The sequence below is a fragment of the Thalassotalea insulae genome (assembly GCF_030161395.1).
Taxonomy (GTDB): domain Bacteria; phylum Pseudomonadota; class Gammaproteobacteria; order Enterobacterales; family Alteromonadaceae; genus Thalassotalea_E; species Thalassotalea_E insulae.
Map to the genome: position 1 here is coordinate 3,742,783 of NZ_BSST01000001.1, position 26,727 is coordinate 3,769,509.

Genomic DNA, 26,727 nt, shown 5'->3' on the forward strand with positions numbered 1-26,727 from the left:
ATGTAGAGTGATTAGTAAACTTTTTGTTTTGAAATGTAATGAAGATAATAGGCTTATGACACTTTTATCTGGAATGAATAATGGCTATTAATTTTTATACTCACCTTGAACAACAACTTGAACAGGTTAAACAAGACGGTTTATACAAAGCTGAACGTATTATCACCACGGCGCAGCAAGCGGAGATTGCGGTCACGACCGGTGAAGAAGTGATTAACTTTTGCGCCAATAACTATTTAGGTTTAGCGAATCACCCGTCATTGATTGAGGCCGCAAAAGTCGGTTTAGATGACCATGGCTTTGGTATGGCGTCAGTGCGTTTTATCTGCGGTACCCAAGATATTCATAAAACGCTTGAGCAGAAGCTATCGGAATTTTTAGGCATGGAAGACACTATTTTGTATTCTTCGTGCTTTGATGCCAATGCGGGTTTGTTTGAAACCTTACTTGGGCCGGATGATGCGATTATCTCTGATGCACTTAACCATGCCTCGATTATCGATGGTGTGCGTTTGTGTAAGGCAAAACGTTTTCGTTACGCCAATAATGACATGGCGGAATTAGAAACGCGGTTACAGGAGGCCGATGCTGCGGGTGCACGGTTTAAATTAATCGCCACCGATGGGGTGTTTTCAATGGATGGCGTGATTGCTAACTTATCTGCCGTGTGTGATTTAGCCGATAAATATGGCGCGCTAGTGATGGTGGATGACTCCCATGCCGTCGGTTTTGTCGGTGATAAAGGCCGAGGCAGTCATGAATATTGTGATGTGATGGGCCGAGTCGACATTATCACTGGCACCTTAGGTAAAGCGATGGGCGGTGCGTCTGGTGGCTATACCTCTGGTAAAAAGGAAGTCATCGACTGGCTGCGTCAACGTTCACGCCCGTATTTGTTTTCCAATTCATTAGCGCCGGCGATTGTTAATGCCTCAATTAAAGTGCTTGAGTTATTGGCTGACGGCGATGACTTACGCCAAACCTTAAAAGATAATGCTCAGTATTTTCGCTTGCAAATGGAAGCGGCGGGCTTTACTTGCGCTGGTGCTGACCATGCCATTGTGCCGGTGATGTTGGGTGATGCGAAAGTCGCCAGTGAGATGGCGAATCGTTTATTAAGCGAGGGTATTTATGTCATCGGTTTTTCTTTCCCGGTGGTGCCGAAAGGGCAAGCCCGTATTCGTACGCAAATTTCTGCCGCGCACACTAAAGCGCAATTAGATAAAGCCATTGCGGCTTTTACTCGCATTGGTACTGAGATGGGAGTGATTTAAATGAAATCGCTAGCGAAGCTGCATGCCAAAGAAGGCATTTGGATGACCCGGACCGAGAAACCAAAACTCGGTCATAATGACTTACTAATCAAAATCAAAAAGACCGCGATTTGCGGTACCGACATCCATATCTACAACTGGGACGAATGGTCACAAAACACCATTCCTGTGCCTATGGTAGTGGGGCATGAATACGCTGGTGAAGTGGTGGGGATTGGTCAGGAAGTTAAGGGCTTTGCAATCGGTGATAGAGTCTCGGGTGAAGGGCACATCACTTGTGGTCATTGTCGTAACTGTCGTGGTGGCCGTACCCATTTATGCCGAAATACCGTCGGGGTTGGCGTTAATAGACCGGGTTGTTTTGCTGAGTACTTGGTGATTCCCGCGTTCAATGCCTTTAAGCTGCCGGATGAAATCTCTGATGATTTAGCCGCGATATTTGACCCATTTGGCAACGCCGTGCATACCGCCTTATCGTTTGATTTAGTTGGGGAAGATGTATTAATCACCGGCGCCGGACCGATAGGTATAATGGCAGCCGCGGTGGCCAAACACGTTGGTGCCCGTCACGTGGTAATCACCGATGTGAACGACTACCGCTTAGAGCTAGCGAGACAAATGGGGGCGACCAGAGTGGTCAATGTCAGCAAAGAAAAGCTTACTGATGTGATGAGCGAACTTGGCATGACAGAGGGCTTTGATGTTGGGTTGGAAATGTCTGGCGTACCAATGGCGTTTCAGGAAATGCTCGCCCAGATGAACAATGGCGGCAAAATTGCCATGCTCGGCATTCCGGGTAAAGACATGGCAATCGACTGGTCTCAGGTGATATTTAAAGGCTTAACCATTAAAGGCATTTATGGCCGGGAAATGTTTGAAACCTGGTATAAAATGGCGAGCTTAATACAGTCGGGCTTAGATTTAACGCCGATAATCACTCATCATTTTTCGGTTGATGATTTTCAGCAGGGCTTTGATGTCATGCGCTCGGGTCAATCGGGTAAAGTGATTTTGGATTGGCAGTAGCATTTACTCTATAGTGAACTCACTAAAATTGCGTAATAAAAAAGGTTAGCGAATGGCTAACCTTTTTTATTGTTGCTGCTTATAGTTGGTTATTGATTTTCTTTCAGATGATGAAAATCAATTTCTTCAATTTTTTGACCAGCATTTTCATCATTAAAAGTTGCAATATCCAGTTGATTTTCTGATTTGCCCACAACTGTGGTGACCATGCAATCACCGGTGACATTAACCGCGGTTCTGGTCATATCTAATAAACGATCAACCCCGATGATCATCGCAATACCTTCAACCGGCAAGCCGACTTGTTCAAGCACCATGGCTAACATGATCAGACCAACACCAGGAACACCGGCAGTACCGATTGATGCTAAAGTGGCTGTTAATATAACGGTAAGAAAATCAGAAATTGATAAATCCACATTAAAAACTTGGGCGATAAACACTGTTGCTACCCCTTGCATGATAGCTGTGCCGTCCATATTAATGGTTGCGCCAAGCGGTACAGTAAATGAGGCGATAGAGTTATTAACTCCCATTTTCTTAGTGGCAGTTTCCATCGTGACTGGAATGGTGGCATTACTGCTGGCGGTAGAAAAGGCAAATAAAATCGCGTCACGCATTTTTTTGATAAATATTATCGGATTTAAGCCAGTGAGTAACTTAAGAATCACCGAATAACTTACAGTCGCGTGAATGATAAGTGCAAAAAATACTACGCCAAAATACATACCAAGGTTTTTAATGGTGCCAATATCAAGGTCGGTAAATAACCCGGCTAATAAGCAAAATACGCCATAAGGTGCGAGATTCATTAAAATAGTAACTAAACGCATCACCACAACATTAAGATCTTCAAATAATGAAGCAATACGCTCTCCAGCTTGGCCTGATAAGGCAATGGCGATACCAAATAACAAAGCGAAGATGATTACTTGTAGCATATTCCCTTGAGCAAAAGCGGCAAATGGATTGCTTGGGAACATTTGAATCAATACCTGCGCCAGTGATGGAGCTTCTTTAGCAACAAAAGTACTGCTGTTGGCCATATTTACTCCTTCACCAGGGCTGAGTACCATCGCTAAACTCATGGCAAAACTAATGGCAATCGCTGTCGTGATTAAATAAAGCCCGATGGCTTTACCACCTATACGCCCTAGCTTTGAGGTGTCTTTTAGTGAACAAGTACCGCAAATAAGTGAAACAAAGACTAATGGCACGACCAGCATTTTTAAGCTGGCAACAAATATTTGGCCGCCGACTTCAAAAATACCATCGACAAACAGATTACGAATTGAAATGTCGAAAAAGCCGAGCGGAACCAAAAAATCAGAACCATTAGGCATTAATTTTTGCAAGGCAAAACCCAATAAAATACCGGAAATCATACCGATAACGATACGGCTAGTTAAGCTAGAGGTGTGTTTATTGCTCATATTGTTATATTTATAGTTGGATGAATAAAATGTATAGCTTAATAGGTTATCAGCATTTCAAATGATTAAAAACCATAGTTCGCAGGCTTTTTTTGATAAGTTAGTGACCTTTTTCTTTTTTTTCGGTTAATATTAAAGAGTTGTCAACAAATAAACATCATCAGGGAGATGCTTTATGGCGCTATTAAGACGCTTAAGTTTCATTATGTTTTTCATCGGCCTCATTGGTTGCGGCGGTGGAGATGGTGGCTTTTCTACCGACGGGGGAACAACACCCGACCCAGGAACTGGTGATACTACAGATGATATAGTCGTGACGTTAGCTATCGAAGATTTAAATGTTGTTACATCAACTAACGTGATAGCTACAGTGATGAAAGGTAGCGAACCTGTAAAAGATGTTCGAGTAACATTTGCTATTGATGATGCTGATTATGGCTCGTTTAATCCTGAAAAAGGAACTAAAAAAACCAATGATGAAGGTGTAGCTAATATTACACTTAATGTTGGAGAGAGTGCTGGTACAGGTCAAATTATTGCGACTTTAGACTCTGGAGAATCATCTGAGCCAATATATTTTAATAGCCAAGGAACTTCTGAAGTTAAAGTTCGTATAGGTAGTGGTACTCCATTTAATGAAGGAAAAGCTGGTATTAGCCTTGCGCAAATTTCAGCGGGGGGAACCTCTGTTATAACTGTTTCCTTGATTGATGAGCAAGGTGAACTTTATAGCGATCCTGTTGAAATTAGCTTTAAGTCAGTATGTTCAGGAAAAACAGAGCCTACCGCATTATTGTCAAATTCAACAGAACCTGTAAGTGGTGGTATTTATACAAGTACTTATACAGGCAACGGATGTGTTGGTGATGATCCAATCACTGTGAATGCCATTGTAAATGGCGAATCATTAACAGCAAATGCCCTTATTAATGTTTTGCCTGCGGATGTTGGTAGTATTGAATTTGTTTTGGCAGAGCCAGAACATATTGCAATAAAAGGAACAGGAAGTTCTGAAAGACCTGAAAGAGCACTTGTGTATTTTAGAGTTCGAGACACTAACGGGATAAATGTCAGTAATCAAGATGTTGATTTTTCATTAAGTAGTGAAGGCGGCGGTATTGTATTAGAGCCAACATTTGCAACTAGTGATAATGATGGGATAGTAAGAACAGTCGTGAATTCAGGTACCGTTGCTCGAACAGTAAGCGTAATTGCTAAAGTTCGAGGTAGCGATCCATTAATTCAAACGCAATCAAACGAATTAAAAGTATCAACGGGTGTACCAGATCAAGACAGTATGTCTATTTCCGCAGATGTATTTAATCCTGAAGCTTGGGATATTGATGGTACTGAAGTAAACGTTACTATTAGACTTGCGGATGCCTCTAATAATCCACCACCACCAACGGCCGTGGTTTTTACCACTGAAGGTGGTTCAATTGAAACTTTAGACGCTACTTGTATTACTGATAATAATGGCGCATGTTCTGTCGTTTGGCGTAGTCAAGAACCTAAGCCTGAAGGACAAGAATTAAGCTATTCTAATTGTTATTCACAAGACAGTACTGTTCCAACTTTAGGCTGTGCTCATAGTACTCAATATTTAGGGCAGAAATATGGTGGCAGAACAACTATTTTAGCAACGGCCATAGGTGAGGAATCATTTCCAGATATCAATGGTAATGGCCGATTTGACGAATGTGAAGTGCCAGCATTTACCGGTGGCACCGGCAAACCTTGTAATACTGATGGTACTTTTGATTTAAGTGGTGAAGATATTAGTTATACAGGTAATGATGTCGGTGGTGACCCTTATGATTTAGATGAGGCGCATTTAGAACATAATGAAGACTGGATATTTAACCCTGCACAAAGCGGTGGTATGGTAGGTGGAGAATTGGAAGAGCCGGTTGACTTTAATATTAATGGTCTTTTTGATACCAAAGATGGTATGTATAACGGTGTGTTGTGTGCCTTGCCTGAACATGATGGTTGTTCAGAAGTAAAATCATTAGATGTTAGAGACTCTATTGTTATTGTGATGTCAGGTAGTAATGCATATTTTACTACTATTAGTCCTTTATCTACAGATGGCGGTGTTCCAACATTGGTAATTATTGGTGAAGGATCAAATTCAGCTTATGTAGTTATTAGTGATTTGCATAATCAACAAATGCCTATGGGCAGTACTATTGAGTTTATCGCAACTGCTGGTAGTGTTGTTGATGGTGGTGGTGATTGGCCAAATTCTGCTAAAAATGGCGGTCTAATTACAGGAGTCACGATTAAAGGTGAGAAAGAACCTAAACAAGGTTCACTGATAGTTAAAGTGACGACGCCAAGTGGAGTTATTAGTTTACATACAGTTGCTATTATCGACATTCAATAATAAGAGATTTGTTAACAATAAAAAACGCCACTATGTCAGTGGCGTTTTTTGTTATTTCAAGATAATAAATATGCAGCTATTGATTGATCTGCTCAATCAAAAATGCTGAAATCTCAGCGCCCACTTTTAATGTTGTTTCTGAGCTGATAGCACCTTTGCCTGAACTGTCAGTAAACGGGGCTATTTCCATCATGTCGGCGCCGGTTATCGGATACTGGGCGGCAAGTGATGTTAATATTGCCATCGCTTCATCCGGTGTTAACCCATCTGGCTCTGGTGTGCCGGTTGCTGAAGCAAACGCATCGTCAAGGGCATCGATATCAAAACTGACATAAAGCTCATCGATTGCTTGTTCTTTTAATTGTGCCAGAATGCTCTCTATAACTGGCGCTACACCATTTTCTCTGATTTCATGTGCCCAATGTTGTCTAACACCAAAAGTACTTTCCCAGTGCTCCTTAGGTTTGCCGCTAGAGCGAATACCTATTTGAATCAAGTGATTGTGCTCGTGCAAATCGTCAAGAATATGAGTACACCAAGAGCCAAAGCATAAATCTATGCCTAAACGTTCTACCAGTAAATCGGTATGGGCATCAAAATGTATAATGGCGCAGCGTTTGCCTTGTGCTTTTTTCGCTTGTAAATAGGTCTTGGTCAATGGATAGCTGATCGAATGATCGCCGCCAATACCAAAAATGCCTTTGTCGGGATAAAGTGCGTAAAAGTCATGCAATACATCTTCAGTAATGGTTAATGGACTCACTGCTAATTTACTTTCTGGATCTTGATAAAGCGCCTTCCGGCAATTGCTAATGGTTGGTTGATTTAAATATTTATCGTGTAATAGATGCGGGATCACGCGGACATCACCGAGATCAAAGGCATTTATCTGAGGATAATTAGCCAATAAGGTTGAACGAACAAATAATGGCCCCCAGTTTGCGCCTCTTAAGATACCGCCGCCGCAATCAGACGCTATACCTAAAATTACTGCTTTTGATGACGTAGTCAGCGTATCCAAGCTTTCGCTCCATAAGGCTTCGATATTGTCAGTCTGACCATATAGCGCTTGGTGAAGCGCGGCTTTACGTTCTTTAGCTGTGTTAACGGTAAAAACTCCGTTACCTGGCGGGCACAAGCTTTGTTTAATCTTGGTCAAAAATTGAGGTTGCGTTGTCATAATAACTCTCTTTACTGTTATTGGATGTTCCCAGGAGCAATTTGTTCTAACTATGAGGGGAATATTGTTATTAATTATAAAACTTATAACTAAATATACATTCAGCACTAAAAAAATTAGTGTAATAGCTCTTAATTTCTATTGAAAACTCGACTATGATACGCCGAAAGTCAAGCAAGACCATTATAGCAAAAAGCGATTAATAGGCTAGATGTTGTTATGTTTTCAGAATGAACAAAACTTAAACAACTAATTTCTAGTGCAACTAATTAAAAAAAATTATTGCTTGTCAGCTTGCTAAATTACAGATATATCTAATAGTAATTTGAGAAATTAATTAAATATTCACATTGTTGCGTTGTAGTTTCAATGAATCAATGCTCGCTTGTAGCGTTAATTATTTAACGCAGATACACCACAATCGACGATGTGTTCTGACAAAAATGTCAGCCCAAATAGGGTTCAATAGTAGGGTTAAATAAATATATGTCAAAATCTCTGGTAATTGTCGAGTCGCCAGCTAAAGCTAAGACAATTAACAAATATCTCGGGAAAAACTTTGTTGTAAAGTCCAGTGTTGGACATGTACGTGATCTGCCAACCAGTAGTACAGGTAAAAAAGCAGCAACCAAGTCACCGGCTGAAGTGAGAAAAATGGCGCCGGAAGAAAAAGCTAAGTATAAAGCGAAACGAGATAAGCAGGCGCTGGTCAATCGCATGGGGATTGATCCTGACAAAGACTGGAAAGCCACTTATCAGGTATTACCTGGTAAAGAAAAAGTGGTGACTGAGCTGAAAAAGCTTGCCGAAAAAGCAGATACTATTTATCTCGCAACCGATTTGGACCGTGAAGGAGAAGCTATAGCCTGGCATTTGAAAGAGCTTATTGGCGGCACAGAAGATAAATATAAACGTGTGGTTTTTAATGAGATCACGGAGAATGCTATTCAGCAAGCATTTGCCACACCAGGTGAATTAAGTATGCCTGGGGTAAATGCCCAGCAGGCGAGACGGTTTCTTGATCGAGTGGTTGGCTTTATGGTCAGCCCGTTATTGTGGAAAAAAGTAGCGCGTGGTTTATCGGCTGGGCGAGTGCAGTCAGTGGCGGTTAAACTGGTCGTGGAAAAAGAGCGCGAAATTAAAGCTTTTGATCCACAAGAGTTTTGGGAAATTAGCGCTGATACTAGTACGCAAGATAAGCAAGCATTGACGTTAGATGTCACTCATCAACAGGGGAAAGCGTTTAAACCAAAAAATGAAGCGCAGGCTAAAGCCGCAGTTGAATTATTAACGCCTGCCAGTTACGTGGTGAGTAAACGGGAAGATAAGCCGTCAAAAAGCTCGCCATCTGCACCTTTTATTACTTCGACTTTACAACAGGCGGCTAGTACTCGTTTAGGTTATGGTGTCAAACGTACTATGGGGTTAGCACAAAAGCTTTATGAAGCTGGTCATATAACCTATATGCGTACCGACTCAACTAACTTGAGTAAAGATGCAGTAGATATGTGTCGCAGCTATATTAGTAAGAACTTTGGTGACAACTACTTACCAGAAAAGCCTAAAACTTATGGTAGTAAAGCTAATGCGCAAGAGGCGCATGAGGCGATTCGTCCATCGAATGTTAAATTAGAAGCGGCGTTTCTAGAAAATTTAGATGCCGACTGCAAAAAACTGTACGATTTGATCTGGCGCCAGTTTGTCGCCTGTCAAATGACTGCTGCACGTTACACGGTTAGTACTATCACGGTTGGCGCAGCAGGTTTTGACTTAAAAGCAAAGGGCCGAGTGATGCAGTTTGATGGTTGGACCAAAGTTCATCCGCAAATGTCAAAAGGCGATAAAGACACGCATTTACCCGATCTCGCTGTTGGTGAACAATTACAGCTGGATAAACTGACGCCGTCGCAGCACTTTACTAAGCCGCCTGCGCGATACGGTGAAGCATCGTTAGTGAAAGAATTAGAAAAACGCTCTATAGGCCGTCCTTCTACTTATGCATCGATTATTTCTACTATCCAGGATCGAGGTTATGTCCGTCTGGATAAGAAGCGCTTTTATGCGGAAAAAATGGGCGAAATTGTCACTGATAGCTTATCGGAGAGCTTTAAAAACTTAATGAGCTATAACTTTACCGCGGAAATGGAGCAAGAGCTTGATGAAATAGCGGAAGGTAAGATCCCATGGAAAGAAGTACTGAATGAGTTTTATCAAAACTTCACCAAACAATTGACGATGGCGGACAAACCGGTTGAAGAAGGTGGCATGCCGAATAATCAACCGGTGTTAACTGACATCGATTGCCCAAGTTGTGGTCGCAAAATGGGAATTCGTACCGCATCAACAGGCGTATTTTTAGGTTGTTCAGGTTATGCATTGCCGCCAAAAGAGCGTTGTACTACCACGATGAATTTAACGCCGGGTGAAGAAGCCGTGAGCGTATTGGCTGAAGATCAGGAAACGGAAGCGCTTCGCGCCATGCATCGTTGCCCTAAATGCTCAACAGCAATGGACAGTTATTTAATCGATGAAAAACGCAAGTTACATGTCTGTGGTAATAATCCTGTTTGTGACGGGTATGAACTGGAGCAAGGAACATTTAAGATCAAAGGTTATGATGGACCGGTATTAGAATGTGACCGTTGTCATGCTGATATGGAACTTAAAAATGGCCGTTTTGGTAAGTACTTTGATTGTACTAATAGCGAATGTAAAAATACCCGTAAATTATTAGCTAATGGTGAAGCTGCGCCACCGAAAGAAGACCCGGTACAGTTACCTGAATTGCAGTGTGAAAAGTCTGATGCTCACTTTGTTTTAAGAGATGGTGCCGCAGGAATATTTTTAGCTGCTAGTACTTTTCCGCGCTCGCGAGAAACAAGAGCGCCAAAAGTGGCCGAATTGCAGCGCTTTCGTGATCGTATTTCACCTAAGTTTTATTATTTGGCTGATGCGCCAGCACAAGATCCAGAAGGTAATTTAGCAATAGTGCGCTATAGCCGTAAAAATAAATCGCAATATGTGATGACGGAAGTTGAAGGTAAAGCGACTGGCTGGACTGCTGTTTACCAAGATGGCAAGTGGGTTGAATCGTTAGCAAAGAAAAAAGCAACTAAAGCAAAAGCTAAGAAAAAATAGCCGGAACTGTTAATCACCAAAAAGCACCAGCGTTGGTGCTTTTTTATTATCAGAGACTTTTTGTTTGAACGAGACTAGTGAATTAATCTTCTAACCATTCTAATTCATCAATTACTTTTCTTGCTTCTAATACCGTGCAGTCGGTTTTTGCGATTAACTCATTGATGGTGATACCATTATTTTTTTTCGCAATATTAAGTAAATGTTGATGACTTAGTTTTTGGTTATCTTGGCTTAATTTTTTGGCTACCCATTGCCAAGAATCTTCATTTGATTGTTCAATTAATAAGATAACTTCATTGATTTGTTCGGGGGAAGCGGTAAGTTGCCAGTTACGCGAACGTCCAACTCTTGATAGTTCACAGCCCAATGCTCTGATCTCGGCTTTTAACGCATAAGCGCGTAAAACCCGTCTTAAAAAAGATGGCAGTATAATAGTGAGCTGCTTCAACATAGATTATTGCGAGTAAAGCTGAAATAAAGCACTTATTTTAGTGATTTATTTCAGCTGAATCAACGTAGCTACTTATTTTCCTCCCGCTAGTTCGATATGACTACCGGTCACATAGGATGCCTGCTCTGATAGCAACCAGGTGATTGCCTGTGCAACTTCGATTGGCTGACCGCCTCGTTTCATCGGGATGTTTTCTTTAACGCGTTCAACTCTATTCGCTTCACCACCATCGGCGTGCATCTCAGTATAAATAAAGCCAGGTCGTACACTATTGACGCGAATGTTTTCGGCAGCAACTTCCAGTGATAACCCCTTAGTTAGGCTGTCGATTGCTCCTTTACTTGCGGCGTAATCAACATATTCATTAGGTGCGCCTAAACGCGAAGCGGCTGAAGATACATTAACAATCGCACCGCCTTGGCCGCCGTTATTAGGAGACATACGCTTAATAGCTTCACGGCAGCAAAGAAAGTAGCTGGTGACGTTATTGGACAGTATTTTATTAATGCGTTCGGCAGTTAGTTCGCTAACAGGTGATTGCTGCATTAAGATACCGGCATTGTTGACTAACATGGTAAGTTTGCCATCTAACACATCGATTTGTTTAAATAACTCAACGACTTGTTCTTCTTGTGAAACATCTGCTTGTATAGCGATAGCTTGATAACCTTGCGCAATGATACTATCGGTTATTTGCTCTGCAGCTAGCTGATTTTTCTGATAATTAATCACAACCTGTATACCTTGTTGTGCCAGTAATTGAGCGGTTGCTGCGCCAATACCTCGACTACCACCCGTAACTAATGCAATTTTCTTTGTCACCTTTCTGCCTTGAATATGTTATTTTTTGCGCAGTCTATCACAATAAAAAAGCAACTTTGTACAAGGCAGCGTTATTTGATTGATTATAATGCTTACTAGGGATTGAATAGATAACAGTAACAATGACGAATTTAGCAGAACAAGTTAATTTTCTTTATCATCGAGAATTAGGCGGCCTGGAAATGGTCAGGGCACAATATCGCCATAAAAATTTTGCTAAGCATTGTCATGAAACCTACACCATTAGCGTAATTGAAACTGGCGTACAAAAATTTTATCGCAGTGGCGGCGAACATTTTGCACCTGAGCATAGCATTATTTTAGTTAATGCGGATGATGTTCACACGGGACAGGCAGCAGATGGTGTTGGTTGGTCGTATCAGGCGATATATCCGACGGAAGCTCATTTTCAGCAGTTGGCCGCAAATATTGGCTGGTCGAATCACTTTGCACCATATTTTCCGCAACCTGTGGTTTACGACCCAGAACTGGCGGCTGAACTTAGATCTTTGTTTCAGTGCTTAAATTCAGAGCCAAACAGCTTAAAAAGAGAAACGTTGTTAAACCTGTCGTTAACTAAGTTAATGGTACGTCATGGTCGAACAAAGCAAGAAGTGACACCGAAAGCGAAACGGTTTTCTTCATTAGTGCGTGCCCGTGATTATTTAAATGACCATTTAACGGAAAATATCCAGTTAGAGCAGCTTGCGCAAATAAGCCATTTAAGTGTGTTTTATTTGGTTAAGCAATTTCAGCAACAATTTGGTTTAACGCCTCATGCTTATCAATTACAACAAAAGCTAAAACGCTCAAAGCAGTTATTAAAACAAGGCCATAGTGTGGTTGAAACATCTATGATGTTGGGCTTTCACGACCAAAGTCACTTTCATCGTCACTTTAAAAAATCACTCGGTATCTCACCTGGACAGTTTGCTATAGCAGTTAATAAAGGGTGAGAAATAATGAAAACTACTTTAGCTAAAAGAGTGATGATAAAAGGGGTATTGGATATCTTGCCGTTAAACTTGGCGGTACTTCCATGGGGAATTTTATGTGGCTCGTTGGCAATTCAACGTGACTTTACTGCGCTAGAAGCGCTGTTAATGCCATTACTTGTTTTTGCTGGTTCGGCGCAGTTAGTTGCAACTGAGCTGATTGGCGCAAATGCGCCGTTAGCAACCATATTGTTTACAACGTTTATCATTAGCTCGCGTCATTTTTTATATGGCTTGGCACTGCGTGATAAAATGAAAGTGCTGCCGGGTAACTGGCGCTATCCGTTAGGATTTTTGTTAACTGATGAATTATTTGCCTTATCATCTCATCGTCGGGCGTTTAACGGCAAGTATCGACTTTGTTATGCCTTAGCAGCGGGGGGAAGTTTTTATCTTTGCTGGCTGTTTTGGAATATTATCGGCATTTTTGCTGGGAGTTTATTACCGGATTTAACCACACTTGGCCTCGATTTTGCCATCGCGGTAACTTTTATTGCATTAGTGGTCCCTACCATTACCAGTTTACCGGTATTGGTTACGGTATTGGTATCTGCATTGCTCTCGGTGGTGTTAAAACTTTATCAAGTCGAATTAGACCTAGTATTGGCGGCGCTATTTGCCATGTATGCCGGCTATGTCACTTTAACATGGCAAACTCGTACTAAATTGCGCGTTAACAGGGAGTAGTTTATGACGTTAGTGACAATTTTGTTAATGGCGATGATCACCTTTTTAAGCCGTTATTTACTGATCCACCCTAGAGTACCGCTGAAGCTTGGCGCTAAAATGGTAAACTTTTTAAGCTTTAGTGCCCCGGCGGTACTTACTGCGATATGGGTTCCGATAGTGTTCATTGAAAATGGCCAGCTTAACACTCAGCTTTCTAATCCTTACTTGTTGGCATCATCGGTGGCGATAGTTATTGCCTGGAAAACTCACAATATATACTGGACCTTAGTGGTGAGTTTATTCGTTTTTGTTGGCTTACAATTATTATAAAAATTGCCGGGGTATTTGAAGCTTTATTAAGGTTAAAGTCACTAATCGCAAAAGGACGTTGCTTTCGGGCTAACATGCTTAGTGCGCTTATCAATAGAATATCTTTTTTATCTCCATATTCAGTCAATTGAACGAATAATGCCAGAGTACCCCTTGTTATTAACAAGCATTAGCTTTTATTATAGGCGCGAGTTTTTCTAAGAGAAATAATAATCATATGAAATTAAGAACAAAACTAACAAGCCTCGCGATTATCAGTGCGTTATCATTTTCAGCGATCAGTGTTGCGGCTGATAAATCATCAAGTGATGAAAAGGCAAAGGAATCAAGCTGGTTAAGCTTATCAAAAAAGGAATTAGAAAAAGTTGAAGCTTATGCTCAAGACTATAAAGATTATATTTATCGCGTTCCGACTGAGCTAGCGTTTGTTAAAGAAACGCTCAAACGAGTAGAAAAACAAGGCTTTAAAAAGCTAGAAGAAAGCAGCCAGTTAACGCCAGGTGCGCGCTTTTACGATGTTAATCGCGACCGTACTATTTCGTTAATTGTCGTGGGTAAAAAGGATTTAATGCAAGGTACGCGTATTGTTGGTGCTCATATAGATTCGCCTCGTTTAGAATTAAAAGGACGTCCACTGTATGAAAAGCAAAAATTTGCTTTGTTTCAAACTTATGTCCATGGCGGCATTAAAACTTATCAATGGGTTAATATCCCATTGGCATTAATTGGCCGTGTTGATAAAAAAGACGGTAGTGTGGTCAATATTTCCGTTGGATTTAATGAAGACGATCCTATTTTAATGGTGCCTGATCTTGCTCCTCATGTCGATTATCCTAACAGGAAACGTACTAGCCGTGAGGTGATTAAAAAAGAAGAACTCGATGTGATCGTTGCATCTAAACCCGATCTGGATAAAAAAATTAAAGACTTGGTGGCTGATTATTTAACCAAAGAATATGACATCAGTTTAGAAGATTTAGTTTCAGCTGAATTAGCTCTGGTACCAGCGACTAAACCGCGTGATGTTGGTTTAGATCGTAGCATGATTGCTGCGTATGGACAGGATGATAAAGCATCTTCAATTGCGGCAGTAAAGGCGATCGTAGAGCAAGGTACACCTGAATATACATCTATAGCTTATCTGGTTGATAACGAAGAGGTAGGTAACATTAATAATACCGGCGCAAGTTCAAGTTATTTAGTCGATTTAATGAGCGGACTGCTTTATAACGAGCAAGGAGATAAATATAATGATTATCAATTGCGCAAAATGTTACGTAACACTAAAGTGATTTCTGCCGATGTAAACCCTGGGGTGAATCCTAGTTGGGCAAGTGTGTGGGAATTAGGCAATGCACCACGCTTAGGCCAGGGGATCAATCTGAAACTTTATGGTGGCGGTTTTAACGCTAACTCAGAATACATGGCATGGACCCGTAATTATTTAGATAACAACAAGATAAAGTGGCAGACTTCTACTTACAAAGGTAAAGCGTCTGGTGGCACAATTGGAAGTGATTTGTCGAATGATAATATGGAAGTGATTGACTTTGGCGTGCCAATTTTATCGATTCATTCACCATATGCCGTTGGGTCAAAAGTGGATTTATATTCATTATACAAAGCAATGTCAGCATTTTATCGTCAACAATAACGATACGGTTAATATTGATGTTAATAAAAAACCCGCTACTAGTAGCGGGTTTTTTATGTACAGGAAGTACGGTATATCGAAATTGCAGGAGCATTATTTCGTGTATGTACAGGAAGTACGGTATATCGAAATTGCAGGAGCACTATTTCGTGTATGTACACGGTGCCATAGAAGGCAAGAAGTGTCGTTCTGAATCTTAAGTCATTATTACTAACTTGGGTAAATACAGTTATTGCACTTCAGTAAGCGCTTTTTTTGCTAATACCGGATTTGCGTACATAGTTAAAAGCCAATGCTGCTGTTCTTTAGTTAAAGGTTTCATTCGATCTGCCATTTGTGAACCTAATGAGCTTTGCGCTTCGTTATCGCTCAGCTGCTGGAAGGCGGATAGATTACTGTCATAGAGTTTGTAGTGGTTAATGATCTGCTGATCAATCGCCATAGCAATGGCCTTACTATCGGTAAACTCCCCTTTAATTGGCTGACAGAAAGATAAATGTACTTTGCCTTTTTGACCTAGCAATCCTTGGGTGATGCTTTTTAAATCTTCATGTTCCGCTTTTTCATAAACGCCAGTTGCTTGGATCTCTGCTAACTCTTTCGCTTTATCACAATCGCATGGGTCATATTGATATGAAATGGCGACCGGAATAATATTCAGCTGTTCGAGATAATCCGCGATACTGGTGCTTTTTTCCTTATTGAGGAGCAGCATAGAAATTAGCGCTGCATTGGTTTTATCAATCCCATCTTTTGCGCGGCCTTCTTTTTGTGCAATCCAAATGTTTTGTTTTTTCTCGGTCAGGCTGTGATAAATATATGCTGATAATTGCTTCGATGCGGTTAGCATCGCACGTTTAGTTTTTTCTCCGCGTTTAACAATAAAACTTTTATTTATTCGCATGAGATCTGCAACCCAAGTTTTACCGAGTAAATTGTCACCTACGGCTGCTTCAACAGTAGCGATATTATTTTGGTGCAGCGCATAATTGACTAAGGCAACGTCCAGCACAATATCCCTGTGATTGCTGATAAACAAGCAGGGCTTGCTGGAATCGATATGATTAATACCGTCATAACTAAAGCCGTCGGTACTTTTTTTGATAATTTTATGCAAATATTTCGCGACTTCATTTTGAATATCGTTAATGCTGTGCAGATGCTTTAATCGCCATGATAACGACAACTTAACTAGTAGATTAGCCAGGTCAGGAAGATACTTTTTTAGTCGGGGAATGGAAAACTGTGCAATAGAAGACTGTAGCTCAGCTTCATTAATTAAGCGATGAAGAACCTGATTTACTTCATCATCGTGATAGGGACGAATATCGTCAAACATTGATGGAACTCTTTAACGGGAAAAAATTTACGCGTTTATTATAGCGATAAAATAATCAAAACCACAGTGTTTCTCAGTTAAAAATAATTCAGTATTGTTTTTAAGTTCAATATCTTATTGTTGGTTTTTTATTCAAAAATATATTGTAATGTGATGGTACTTGCTATGATATGGCAGGGGTTAAACTTTATTTTAATGTAACAAGGAGTAGCCGTTTGAACGAAAGTGTTGCAAGCCCAGTAAGTGTATCTATAGACACGCCGCAATTAATAATGCGGTTATTAAATGAGTCTGATGCTCCTATGATACTTGAGTTACTGAATGAGCCGGCATTTATTACTCACATCGGGGACAAAGGTGTCAGAGACCTGAACGGCGCTTTGAATTATATCAACTCTGGGCCGTTGAAGATGCAAAAGGAGCTAGGGTTTAGTCTCTATTGTTGTCAGTTAAAAAGTAACAATGAAGCGATTGGCATTTCAGGTTTGATTAAACGAGATGGTGTTGAATACCCTGAAGTTGGCTTTGGATTTCTAGCACGTTATTGTGGTCAGGGCTTCGGCTATCAATCATCGAAAGCTGTAATGGAGCATGCTAAGCAACAACTGGGAATAACGCGGTTGCAGGCAATATGTAATCCAGATAATACCGCTTCAATTGCTTTATTAACCAAATTAGCTTTTCAGTATACTGGTAATATTGTACTGCCTGGACAAACGAAGAGGGTTAAACTGTTTGATAATTTGAACTAGAGGCTGGTTGAACTTTAAACTATTTTCGCAATAAAAATAATCGTTTGATGATATTTGTCAAAGTTTTCTTGAAATTCACTTGCGTTTTTGTCGTTTAACCCCAAGTCTTATACTGAGTAACAACAAAAAAGGAACAGCTATGAAAATAAATCTTTCTGGTCATCATGTAGAAGTTACTGACTCAATTAGAGAACATGTTCAAGAAAAGTTTTCAAAAATCGCCACTCATTTCCCAACTATTATTGCATTAGACGTTATTGTATCCAAAGAGCATGGTAAGCATCACGTAGAGCTGAGTACTAGCTATGAAGGAGCAAAAGTAGCTGCTTCTGCTACAGAAGAAGTGATGTATCCGGCTATTGCCAGCGCGGCAAAAAAACTAGATTCCGCATTAAAACACCGCAAGGGGCAACTTAAAGCTAATTTGCATAGTAAACCTGCCGCTAGTGCGCCTGATATAGCGCATGAAAAAGTGCAGGAGCTTAATTTAGCCTAAGTGCTTAATCACTTAAAAAAAACAGGGGCTTAGGTCCCTGTTTTTATGTTTACAGATAAATAATATGACTACAGAGCAAGAATACATCTTTTCACTAGCTGACGTCGAAATAAGTGCTATTCGTGCGCAAGGAGCCGGTGGACAAAATGTTAACAAGGTTTCTTCTGCGGTGCATTTACGTTTTAATATTCTTCATTCCAGCTTATCGGATAAGTTAAAAGAACGGTTATTGGCACTAAAAGATTCTCGTGTTACTAAGCAGGGAGACATTATCATCAAAGCGCAGCAGTTTAGGACGCAAGAGCAGAATAAAGCCGATGCGCTGCAACGCTTAAATGCTTTAATTTTATCTTGTACTGTGACACAAAAAGTAAGAAAAGCGACTAAACCAACCAAATCATCTCAGCGTAAACGTTTAGAGAAAAAGACGTTACGCAGCCAGAAAAAATCACTACGCTCGAAAGTGAAATTCTAAATCTGCTTGGTATTTTGCTACAAATTTTGTAGTATGCTACATAATTTGTAGCATGTAAGGATGAGTTGTATGGCAATCCCACTTCCCGGTACCCCAGTGCGAGGTTCTAAAACCGGCAAGCCGATAATGGCATTATTAGACTTATTAGGACGAACCTGGTCATTAGGCATTATTTGGAACCTGGCTCGACAAAGTTATACCTTTAGAGAAATGCAGGGGGTGTGTGAAAATATTTCCCCGACCTTGCTTAATACTCGGTTAAAAGAGCTGCGGCAGGCATTAATTGTTGAAAAAACTATGGCTGGTTATGCATTAACTGAATTAGGGCAGGAATTGCTTCAGCTAATTTATCCAATGGGGGACTGGGCAAGGGATTGGCAAAAAGCCTTAAAAGCTGGAGAGGTTAACCATGAACAATAACCAATTAGCTTTGACCCATATGTCATTAGAGCGTAAAACCAGCGAACGAAAATCTATTGAGTGGTTAACATTACAGCTTAATCAATCAGCAACACAGTTTATTCCCATTTGGCAGGGCGAGTATTTCTTTGCTGATAACGAGTTATTGCAGTTAACGACAGCGCAGTTAGATTACCCGATTGAGCTGCTTATTGGTTGTTGCTATTTACTTGGCATTGATGATCTCAACGACTCAGCGGTATTACTGTTGGATTTATCGTTAGTCTTAGATGAGCAGGCTCAAGCACTCGCGTTGTTGGCTGCACATTTTCAGCTAGCAGAAGATACCATTAAACATACAGGTTTTCGCTGGCAAGTGCCGCTATTAGATAAAGCGCTTGCGGCAAACTTAGCTTATGGTCGGTCATTAGCGTTATGGCATCAAAGTGCCCGCTATTGCGGCTATTGTGGCGGTGAAACCCATAGCATTGAAGCGGGACACTGCCGTGAATGCCATCAATGCCAACACCAGTTTTTCCCTCGTACCGATCCTGTGGTGATTATGCTTGTTGAATATCAGGCATCTGATCAGCCTAATCGTTGCTTACTGGCGGGGCATCATCGTACGCCAGGCAATTTAGTCAGTACCTTAGCTGGGTTTGTTGATCCGGGAGAATCATTAGAACAAGCGGTACGCAGAGAAGTGTTTGAAGAGGCGGGAATACAAGTGGGGGATGTTGAGTATATTGCATCACAACCCTGGCCATTTCCACACTCAATTATGATAGGCTTTTTTGCTAAAGCGATAACGAAAGATATCTGTATCGATGCAGAAGAAATTAGCCATGCCCAGTGGTTTGATGCGAAGCAGGTGGCACAGTTTTCTGACTGGGGAGACGATGACGATAATATTCAAATTCCTAAAAAAGAATCTATTGCCCGGCATCTGATTGAATTGTGGCTGAGTAAAAATAAAGAGATGTAGGACTGCTATTTTGTCTTGACACAGGTGTTACGGCTGGTCATTATGTGACTGTTAATTAATAAAAATGAAACTACTTTTCTAAGAAACTATAATGAGTAATTTAACCCGAAATATCGTTGTCTTTAGCCTCAATCGCACCAGCAATTGGCTGGTGAATTGGTCGGTATTGGCTGTCGGGAACTCTCATTGATTAGTTGTTAATCATTTATAAAGAAACCGCAGTCAAAATACTGCGGTTTTTTGTTTAGCTATCAATAAATCTCAGTGTTCTTTCTGCTTTACCCCTTATTTACGCAGGAGAGTCAAAATGAAGGTGTCTGTCGCTTATTTGGCAGTGATATTGATTTGGTCAACTACGCCGCTTGGCATTGTTTGGAGCAGTGAATCGGTCCATCCGACATTAGCTGTGCTTTTGAGAATGCTAATTGCACTAGTAATTGGTAGCCTGTTATTGATAGCGCTTAAGATCAAGTTACCCAGAGACAAAAATGCACTAAGACTCTATGGTTATTCTGCTATTGGCGTGTTTGGTGGTATGTCGTTTTCGTATTTTTCTGCCAATTATATTTCTTCTGGCTTAATGTCGCTTATCTTTGGTTTAGCGCCTATTTTATCTGGTTTGCTGGCACAAAAGCTGATTAATGAAACAAAGTTTTGTTCGATAAAGAAGTTTGCCTTAACCATTTCGGTAACCGGATTAATGATTGTTTGTTATGACAAGATCTCTGCTGACACTAACGGTATTTTAGGGATAATTTTTATCTTGCTAGCGGTGTTCTTTTTTAGCTTAAGCGGTGTGCTAGTAAAAAGCGTCGATATTACCATTAATCCGATAGCGACTACTGTTGGCGCTTTATTAGCGAGTACGCCAATGTTCTTTATAGTCTGGCTTGTCTTTGATGCAAACTTACCTTATCAGCAATGGCAGACAAAATCTTTAATGGCTATTGTTTACCTAGGAGTATTCGGCTCTTTAGTCGGCTTTATTGCCTATTTTTATGTGTTGCAGAAGTTAACCGCAAGTACCGTGGCACTGGTGACTATGATCACGCCGGTCATGGCAATGACCTTAGGTGCAGTACTCAATAATGAACCTGTATCGTTACAATTGTTGATTGGAGCGGTTTTTGTTGTGTCTGGATTAACTTGCTTTCAATGGAGTCAAAAGGTATCAATGACGCTGGCGAAAAAACGAGTTAAGAGGCGTTAAGTTATTGCTTTAGTTAGAACATAAACGGATTTTTATTGTGTTAGTGAATGAAATTCGTTTAAATGGGCGTTGCTTTATTTCGTCAGCTTATATTAACTGCTTTATGAAAAATACCATCCATTTTCGTCGGGCTCAGCGCCAAGACGTAGAATTTTTGTTGCGACTGAGAAAGCTCACTATGGATGAGCATTTGAAAGCTGCTGGCTTAGTGCTTAACGACGAGCAACATTTGGCGCGTATTAGTGAATTTTTTGATGATTCTTTTATGATTTGCCGAGATAGCCAAGAAATAGGTTTAGTTAAATTCGCTTTGTTGACGGACCGTATGCATATTCGACAGTTCCAAATTATGCCTGAGTTTCATGGTCAAGGTATTGGAAGCCAGGTACTTCATTTATTAAAGAAAAAAGCGTTGGAACGGCAGCTGACGATTACCCTGAATGTCCTGTTAAAAAACCCGGCATTTAACTTATACCAACGACATGGTTTTGAGGTTGAAGGTAAAAATGAACTGGAATATCAAATGTGCTGGCGAGGCTGATGCAGTGGATTGTTTAGCGAAAATAAAAAAGCGCCTTAGTTCGGCGCTTTGTTTTATCAAATTATTGATTCGATTGACGGTATTCTTCACAGGCGTCTTGATCTTCACATTCGCCATATAAGTATAGGCTGTGGTTAGTCAGCTTAATATTATGTGAATTTGCAATATCGAGTTGGCGTTGTTCAATCATTTGATCTTCAAATTCCACCACTTTACCGCATTTTAAACAAACCAGATGATCATGATGCTTTTTATGACTCAGTTCAAAGACGGATTTACCACCTTCAAAGTGGTGACGGGTGACAATGCCGGCATCATCAAATTGGTTTAATACCCGATACACGGTCGCCAGACCAATTTCTTCATGTTGTTCAAGTAAGATTTTATAGACATCTTCGGCACTGATGTGTTGATTATCAGGCTCTTGTAAGATGGTTAATATTTTTACCCTAGGCAGAGTAATTTTTAATCCAGCTCTTTTTAGCTCTTCATTTTGATCTGCCATATTGTGACTTCTCGAATATATAAATAGAGTAAAATTATAGGGGTATTTTTACTCGGTTTAAAGCCTTTATTACGAAGAAATCAGGATATCTGGTCAGATTGTCGGAAATAACGGCAATTGTTTAATAATTGTGGGCAGCTATTTGATTTTAGAGTGTTTATAGCGAGTAAAAATGAAAAAAGCCCACAATTTTTGTAGGCTTTTTAGTAAGAAGCGGCTTTTATTAGTCAGCTAATTCAGCTAAACACATTTCGTCATAAATTTGATTGACCCATTTATCAACTCGCTCTTCAGTTAGCTCTGGCTGACGATCTTCATCAATACATAATCCGATAAAGGTATTTTCATCGATCAATGCTTTTGACGCTTCAAATTCATAACCTTCATTTGGCCAGTTACCAACAATAATGGCACCTTTAGATTCACAAATATCACGGAGTGGTTCCATTGCATCACAGAAGTATTCTGCGTAATCTTCTTGATCGCCAAGGCCAAAAATTGCAACGAGTTTATCGGTAAAATCAATTTCTTCCAGTTCAGGTAAAAAGTCATCCCAATCACATTGGTTTTCGCCATAATACCAGGTCGGAATACCTAAAATAATCAGATCAAATTCTGCTATTTCTTCTTTAGTGCTTTTAGCGATGTCTTTAACATCAACCAGTTTTTTTCCCAGTTTTTTCTGGATCATTTTACTGACTGCTTCGGTATTACCTGTATCACTACCGAAAAATAAACCTACAATTGCCATTGCGCTTAACCTTTCTTAATACTTTAATTTTCGTTTAACGTTAGTGCTTTTACTAACAATGATTCGATTAGCTCACTACGGTTGCAATTCGTATCTTTAGCTAACTGATCTAATTTGTTGATCAGGTCCTGATGCATTTTAAATTCGACTCGCTTTAAGCCGTTATTTTTGTCACGCTTAACCTGATTGCGTTTATTAATTTTGACCTGAACACTACGTGAGTGTGGGTTGGTTCTCGGTCGACCCGGGCGTTTTTCATCATTAAATAAATCGATGGTTGTTAAATCTGATATTTGCTTTGCCATTGTTAACCTATACCTTGGCTTTCCCAAATAAATTGAATGACACCTTTGGCGATAAAGCCGGCGCAGCCAAGAAATAACACAAAATAGACCACATATTGTCCCATTTTAGGTACATCATTTTTTTTCATGACATCATTAATAGATAAACCAATGAAAATAAAGATAAAAGCAAAAAACAGATTGAGCCCGATCGTTTCAATTAGTACAAAATGTTCTGCAAGCATAATTCACCTTAAAAAATTCAGGCGGGACTATAGCATATTGCCTCATTGAAACACATTATTTTTACCATGAATTATATTGCATATGCAATATTTTTGGTTGATTTTGATCATAAAGAGTCAAATTAATGCTAGCTTGTAATGTATAGCGCCTAACTCTTGGCTTTTATAAACTAGTTATTATTGCAAAAAATCCTTCACGATCTTATTAAACGCGACTGTTTTTTCAGCATGGAGCCAATGACCAGCTCCCTGGATCACTTTTGCTTTACTTTGTGGAAACAGTTGTAAGATTCTTGCTTGATGTTCGTTGGTGATATAGTCGGAATTACCTCCTTTAATAAATAGCGTTGCTTTATTAAATTTTTTGTCACCTTGATAACCTTTCACTATTTGCGGGTAACAATGAGCAATAAATGGCAGGTTACATTTAAACTTAAGTCCAGAGCCATCCGAATTTTTAGCAATGTTGCGCAGTAAAAATTGCCGAACGCCTGAGTCCTCAACATAATTAGCCAGTTGTTGATCTGCCATTTTACGAGAATTGATATTCGCTATATCTATCGATAATAATCCTGCAATAATTTGGTTATGATGAGGCGGATAAGCGATTGGTGAAATATCGGCCACTATTAGTTTTTCAATGCGTTGTGGAAAGTCTAGTGCCACCTGCATGGCAATTTTCCCCCCCATCGAATGCCCTAAAATGGCTGTGCTATTAATATTGAGATGATCTAATGTGTCAATAATATCTTGCGCCAGAGAAGGATAATCCATGGTATTTTCATGGAAAGAACCGCCATGATTACGCACGTCGACGTTAGTGACGCAATAGCTATCACTGAGTCCTTTTGCCACCATGTTAAGGTTTTCTAAACTGCCGAATAAGCCGTGGATTAATAAGATATTAGCGCCGCTACCGGATTGTTGGAAATGTAGAACAGCCATTAATGTCGTCGTAGTGAAATAATTTGTGGGTATTATACAAAATTTCACCATAAATGAGCTGGATTTTAGAAAACTTTCGACAATTTAAGATAAGCGCTAGAGTCTTTGAATTAAGCTCAGTATAATCTTGCGCGCAAACGTAATTATTAGGTATATGAATGAAACATATAGAAATAGATGAAGAACTTTATCAATATCTAGCTTCCCAAACACAATATATCGGTGAAAGTGCCTCATCGATACTTCGTCGATTATTAGCGCTTCCTGCCGTTAAGGCTGAAGATAAGGCCAGACCGGCCAAGGTTGAGTCTGTATTAGTTGCTCAAGCTGACCCGACAGGAACTCAAGTTACTTCAAATGAGTCTGTTTTTAATTATATTAATAAAGAAGAGTTAGCCACTCAGCGTGGCGTTGTTGGACGCTTCTTATTGATATTATCTGCTTTACATCGTGTTCATAGTGATGAATTTTCAACGGTTATCGATATTCGCGGTCGTGACCGCTTGTATTTTGCACGCTCTGAACAAGAGTTAGCGGCAAGTGGTAGCAGTACTAAACCTCGGCAGATACCTGACAGCCCATTTTGGGTGATGACTAATTCGAATACCACACGTAAAAAGATGATGATCACAGAAGTTGCAAAAGCTTTAGGTTATCAAGCAAGTGAAATAGAAAGAATTCGCGATCTTTTGTAGTAATAAGGAACAATAAAATGTCAGTGCACCCTATGGCAGGAACACCAGCAAAACCAGAAGATAGAGAGAATATTGCGCAATTGGTAAGTTATTACTATATCAAGCAGCCAGATATCAGTATTCAAGGTCAACGGGTCAGTTTTGGTACCTCAGGTCATCGGGGCAGTGCGGCAAAAATCAGCTTTAATGAATATCATATTGCTGCTATATGTCAGGCCGTAGCAGAATATCGTACAGAGCAGGGTTATCAAGGGCCGCTATATTTAGGTAAAGATACTCATGCTTTATCTGAGCCGGCATTTGCTACCGCAATATCTGTATTGATTGCTAATAAGGTGCCAGTGGTGATCCAGTCAGATCAGGGCTATACCCCGACACCTGTGATTTCTCGTTTAATTATTGTTCATAATAATAGTCATCCCGATCAGGCGGATGGTATGATTATTACACCATCGCATAATCCGCCATCAGACGGCGGTATTAAGTATAATCCGCCGCATGGTGGGCCTGCCGAAGGTGAAGTGACCGCGCTGATTGAAAAACGCGCGAACGATATTATTGCTCGTGGCATGTTAGATGTGAAACAGGCTAATTATCAGCAAGCATTATCGAGTGAGTTGTTAACTCAGCAAGATTTTATCCATTTTTATGTTGAGCAGTTAACCCAGGTAGTAGATTTGGAAGCTATTAGTAATGCTAATGTTAAAATTGGTGTCGACCCATTAGGTGGCTCAGGCATTAATTACTGGCCTGCTATAGCGGAAAAATATCAGTTAAATTTACAGGTGGTAAATCCAGAGGTTGATCCGAGCTTTGCTTTTATGCCGCTGGATAAAGACGGCAAAATTCGCATGGATTGCTCTTCACCTTATGCAATGTCTGGTTTGATCGCAATGAAGGATGACTATGATGTTGCTGTGGGTAATGACCCTGATTTTGATCGTCATGGTATAGTGACTAAATCTGGCGGTTTAATGAATCCTAACCATTTTCTTGCCGTAGCTATTCACTATTTGATGACCCACAGAAAATGGCCTGTAACTTGTAAAATAGGCAAAACCTTAGTGTCGAGTTCATTGATCGACCGGGTGGCTAATTCAATTAATCGACCATTATCCGAAGTACCTGTTGGTTTTAAGTGGTTTGTTGATGGGTTACATGACGCTAGTTATGCTTTTGGTGGTGAGGAAAGTGCGGGGGCTTCGTTTATCACCAAAGATGGCAAATGCTGGACCACAGATAAAGACGGCTTTATTATGGCGCTATTGGCGGCAGAAATCCTAGCTGTGACCAAAAAAGACCCGTACCAATATTACCTCGAATTAGTTGAACAGCTAGGTCAACCGTTTTACGGCCGAGTTGAAGCAGTTGCCACTTTTGAACAGAAAAAAATACTCACTTTATTAACACGAGATGACGTTAACCAAGAGCTGTTAGCGGGAGAAAAAATTACTCAAGTGTTATCCAATGCCCCAGGCAATGATGCGCCGATTGGTGGCGTTAAGGTTACGACAGAAAATGGCTGGTTTGCTGCCCGACCTTCAGGCACTGAAGATATCTACAAAATTTACGCTGAAAGCTTTATTAGTGAGCAGCATTTACAGCAAATTATTGCTGATGCGCAGCAACTAATTGATCAGGCTTTTAAAGCAAGTGGCTTGTAACTGATATAAAATATACAAACTAGTTTAAGTTTATTGAAAAAGGTGTATATTAATTCGTCTATTTTTATACGCCTTTT

General features: G+C 40.3%; 27 protein-coding genes. 17 read left to right on the forward strand and 10 right to left on the reverse strand.

Annotation, left to right across the window (positions count from 1 at the left end; genetic code table 11):
* Positions 1-80 precede the first annotated feature (80 nt).
* Together QQK06_RS16775 and tdh are read left to right on the forward strand one after the other, a co-directional pair.
* Positions 81-1,274, forward strand: coding sequence for a glycine C-acetyltransferase (locus QQK06_RS16775; RefSeq protein ID WP_284245942.1), 1,194 nt, complete (start codon positions 81-83; stop codon positions 1,272-1,274).
* Positions 1,275-2,300 (forward strand): L-threonine 3-dehydrogenase, encoded by a 1,026-nt coding sequence (gene tdh, locus QQK06_RS16780; RefSeq protein WP_284245943.1) that lies wholly within the window; start codon positions 1,275-1,277, stop codon positions 2,298-2,300. It abuts the gene before it with no gap.
* An 89-nt stretch (positions 2,301-2,389) separates the two neighbouring features.
* Here the strand turns inward: tdh and QQK06_RS16785 are convergent, their stop codons facing one another.
* Positions 2,390-3,733 carry a dicarboxylate/amino acid:cation symporter gene (locus QQK06_RS16785; protein ID WP_284245945.1) on the reverse strand — a complete coding sequence of 448 codons (1,344 nt, stop codon included), beginning with the start codon at positions 3,731-3,733 and terminating at the stop codon, positions 2,390-2,392.
* 175 nt (positions 3,734-3,908) lie between these two features.
* Here QQK06_RS16785 and QQK06_RS16790 point away from each other — a divergent pair, with 175 nt between their 5' ends.
* A complete protein-coding gene (locus tag QQK06_RS16790) occupies positions 3,909-6,122 on the forward strand; it encodes an Ig-like domain-containing protein (protein WP_284245947.1) in 2,214 nt (737 codons plus the stop codon).
* A gap of 76 nt (positions 6,123-6,198) precedes the next feature.
* Here QQK06_RS16790 and QQK06_RS16795 read toward each other — a convergent pair whose 3' ends face one another.
* Entirely contained in the window at positions 6,199-7,302 is a 1,104-nt protein-coding gene (locus QQK06_RS16795) for an arginase family protein (protein ID WP_284245949.1), read from the reverse strand.
* A gap of 486 nt (positions 7,303-7,788) precedes the next feature.
* On the opposite strand from QQK06_RS16795, the gene topA reads away from it, so the two are divergent.
* Positions 7,789-10,440: a type I DNA topoisomerase gene (gene topA / locus QQK06_RS16800; RefSeq protein WP_284245950.1), complete on the forward strand. Its 2,652-nt coding sequence runs from the start codon at positions 7,789-7,791 to the stop codon at positions 10,438-10,440.
* Between the two features lie 82 nt (positions 10,441-10,522).
* Here the strand turns inward: topA and QQK06_RS16805 are convergent, their stop codons facing one another.
* A complete protein-coding gene (locus QQK06_RS16805) occupies positions 10,523-10,894 on the reverse strand; it encodes a ribosome recycling factor family protein (protein WP_284245952.1) in 372 nt (123 codons plus the stop codon).
* 72 nt (positions 10,895-10,966) lie between these two features.
* On the reverse strand, positions 10,967-11,716 hold the full coding sequence (locus QQK06_RS16810; RefSeq protein ID WP_284245954.1) for an SDR family oxidoreductase: 750 nt from the start codon (positions 11,714-11,716) through the stop codon (positions 10,967-10,969).
* Positions 11,717-11,838: 122 nt separating this feature from the next.
* Between QQK06_RS16810 and QQK06_RS16815 the strand changes: the two genes are divergently transcribed.
* From QQK06_RS16815 to QQK06_RS16830, 4 genes are all read left to right on the forward strand, one after another.
* A complete protein-coding gene (locus tag QQK06_RS16815; RefSeq protein WP_284245956.1) occupies positions 11,839-12,672 on the forward strand; it encodes an AraC family transcriptional regulator in 834 nt (277 codons plus the stop codon).
* A gap of 6 nt (positions 12,673-12,678) precedes the next feature.
* Positions 12,679-13,398: an AzlC family ABC transporter permease gene (locus QQK06_RS16820; RefSeq protein WP_284245957.1), complete on the forward strand. Its 720-nt coding sequence runs from the start codon at positions 12,679-12,681 to the stop codon at positions 13,396-13,398.
* Between the two features lie 3 nt (positions 13,399-13,401).
* Entirely contained in the window at positions 13,402-13,710 is a 309-nt protein-coding gene (locus tag QQK06_RS16825) for an AzlD domain-containing protein (RefSeq protein ID WP_284245958.1), read from the forward strand.
* A gap of 217 nt (positions 13,711-13,927) precedes the next feature.
* Positions 13,928-15,364 carry a zinc-binding metallopeptidase family protein gene (locus tag QQK06_RS16830; RefSeq protein ID WP_284245959.1) on the forward strand — a complete coding sequence of 479 codons (1,437 nt, stop codon included), beginning with the start codon at positions 13,928-13,930 and terminating at the stop codon, positions 15,362-15,364.
* A 229-nt stretch (positions 15,365-15,593) separates the two neighbouring features.
* Here the strand turns inward: QQK06_RS16830 and QQK06_RS16835 are convergent, their stop codons facing one another.
* The gene (locus QQK06_RS16835; RefSeq protein WP_284245960.1) at positions 15,594-16,703 is read right to left on the reverse strand and encodes a 1-acyl-sn-glycerol-3-phosphate acyltransferase; all 1,110 of its coding nucleotides are present in this window, start codon (positions 16,701-16,703) and stop codon (positions 15,594-15,596) included.
* 215 nt (positions 16,704-16,918) lie between these two features.
* On the opposite strand from QQK06_RS16835, the gene QQK06_RS16840 reads away from it, so the two are divergent.
* From QQK06_RS16840 to QQK06_RS16870, 7 genes are all read left to right on the forward strand, one after another.
* The gene (locus tag QQK06_RS16840) at positions 16,919-17,455 is read left to right on the forward strand and encodes a GNAT family N-acetyltransferase (RefSeq protein ID WP_284245961.1); all 537 of its coding nucleotides are present in this window, start codon (positions 16,919-16,921) and stop codon (positions 17,453-17,455) included.
* Between the two features lie 139 nt (positions 17,456-17,594).
* Positions 17,595-17,951, forward strand: coding sequence for a ribosome hibernation-promoting factor, HPF/YfiA family (hpf, locus tag QQK06_RS16845; RefSeq protein ID WP_284245962.1), 357 nt, complete (start codon positions 17,595-17,597; stop codon positions 17,949-17,951).
* Between the two features lie 64 nt (positions 17,952-18,015).
* Complete coding sequence (gene arfB / locus QQK06_RS16850) at positions 18,016-18,426, forward strand: alternative ribosome rescue aminoacyl-tRNA hydrolase ArfB (RefSeq protein ID WP_284245963.1); 411 nt, start codon at positions 18,016-18,018, stop codon at positions 18,424-18,426.
* A gap of 69 nt (positions 18,427-18,495) precedes the next feature.
* Positions 18,496-18,846: a winged helix-turn-helix transcriptional regulator gene (locus QQK06_RS16855; protein WP_284245964.1), complete on the forward strand. Its 351-nt coding sequence runs from the start codon at positions 18,496-18,498 to the stop codon at positions 18,844-18,846.
* Positions 18,836-19,810 (forward strand): NAD(+) diphosphatase, encoded by a 975-nt coding sequence (gene nudC / locus QQK06_RS16860; protein ID WP_284245965.1) that lies wholly within the window; start codon positions 18,836-18,838, stop codon positions 19,808-19,810. The genes QQK06_RS16855 and nudC overlap by 11 nt, the downstream gene beginning before the upstream one ends.
* A gap of 307 nt (positions 19,811-20,117) precedes the next feature.
* Positions 20,118-21,020, forward strand: coding sequence for a DMT family transporter (locus tag QQK06_RS16865; RefSeq protein ID WP_284245966.1), 903 nt, complete (start codon positions 20,118-20,120; stop codon positions 21,018-21,020).
* 103 nt (positions 21,021-21,123) lie between these two features.
* Positions 21,124-21,561, forward strand: a complete 438-nt coding sequence (locus QQK06_RS16870) for a GNAT family N-acetyltransferase (protein WP_284245967.1) — start codon at positions 21,124-21,126, stop codon at positions 21,559-21,561.
* A 61-nt stretch (positions 21,562-21,622) separates the two neighbouring features.
* On the opposite strand, the gene fur is transcribed toward QQK06_RS16870, so the two are convergent.
* The 5 genes from fur to QQK06_RS16895 all read right to left on the reverse strand — a co-directional run bounded on the left by fur (position 21,623) and on the right by QQK06_RS16895 (position 24,291).
* On the reverse strand, positions 21,623-22,066 hold the full coding sequence (gene fur / locus QQK06_RS16875; protein WP_284245968.1) for a ferric iron uptake transcriptional regulator: 444 nt from the start codon (positions 22,064-22,066) through the stop codon (positions 21,623-21,625).
* A gap of 223 nt (positions 22,067-22,289) precedes the next feature.
* The gene (gene fldA / locus QQK06_RS16880; protein WP_284245970.1) at positions 22,290-22,817 is read right to left on the reverse strand and encodes a flavodoxin FldA; all 528 of its coding nucleotides are present in this window, start codon (positions 22,815-22,817) and stop codon (positions 22,290-22,292) included.
* 23 nt (positions 22,818-22,840) lie between these two features.
* Positions 22,841-23,122 carry a LexA regulated protein gene (gene ybfE, locus QQK06_RS16885; protein ID WP_284245971.1) on the reverse strand — a complete coding sequence of 94 codons (282 nt, stop codon included), beginning with the start codon at positions 23,120-23,122 and terminating at the stop codon, positions 22,841-22,843.
* A 2-nt stretch (positions 23,123-23,124) separates the two neighbouring features.
* Entirely contained in the window at positions 23,125-23,346 is a 222-nt protein-coding gene (locus tag QQK06_RS16890) for a DUF2788 domain-containing protein (RefSeq protein WP_284245972.1), read from the reverse strand.
* Between the two features lie 177 nt (positions 23,347-23,523).
* Entirely contained in the window at positions 23,524-24,291 is a 768-nt protein-coding gene (locus QQK06_RS16895; RefSeq protein WP_284245973.1) for an alpha/beta fold hydrolase, read from the reverse strand.
* 158 nt (positions 24,292-24,449) lie between these two features.
* On the opposite strand from QQK06_RS16895, the gene seqA reads away from it, so the two are divergent.
* Together seqA and pgm are read left to right on the forward strand one after the other, a co-directional pair.
* Positions 24,450-24,986, forward strand: a complete 537-nt coding sequence (gene seqA / locus QQK06_RS16900) for a replication initiation negative regulator SeqA (RefSeq protein ID WP_284245974.1) — start codon at positions 24,450-24,452, stop codon at positions 24,984-24,986.
* A 17-nt stretch (positions 24,987-25,003) separates the two neighbouring features.
* Entirely contained in the window at positions 25,004-26,650 is a 1,647-nt protein-coding gene (pgm, locus tag QQK06_RS16905) for a phosphoglucomutase (alpha-D-glucose-1,6-bisphosphate-dependent) (protein ID WP_284245975.1), read from the forward strand.
* The last annotated feature ends 77 nt before the right edge of the window (positions 26,651-26,727 follow it).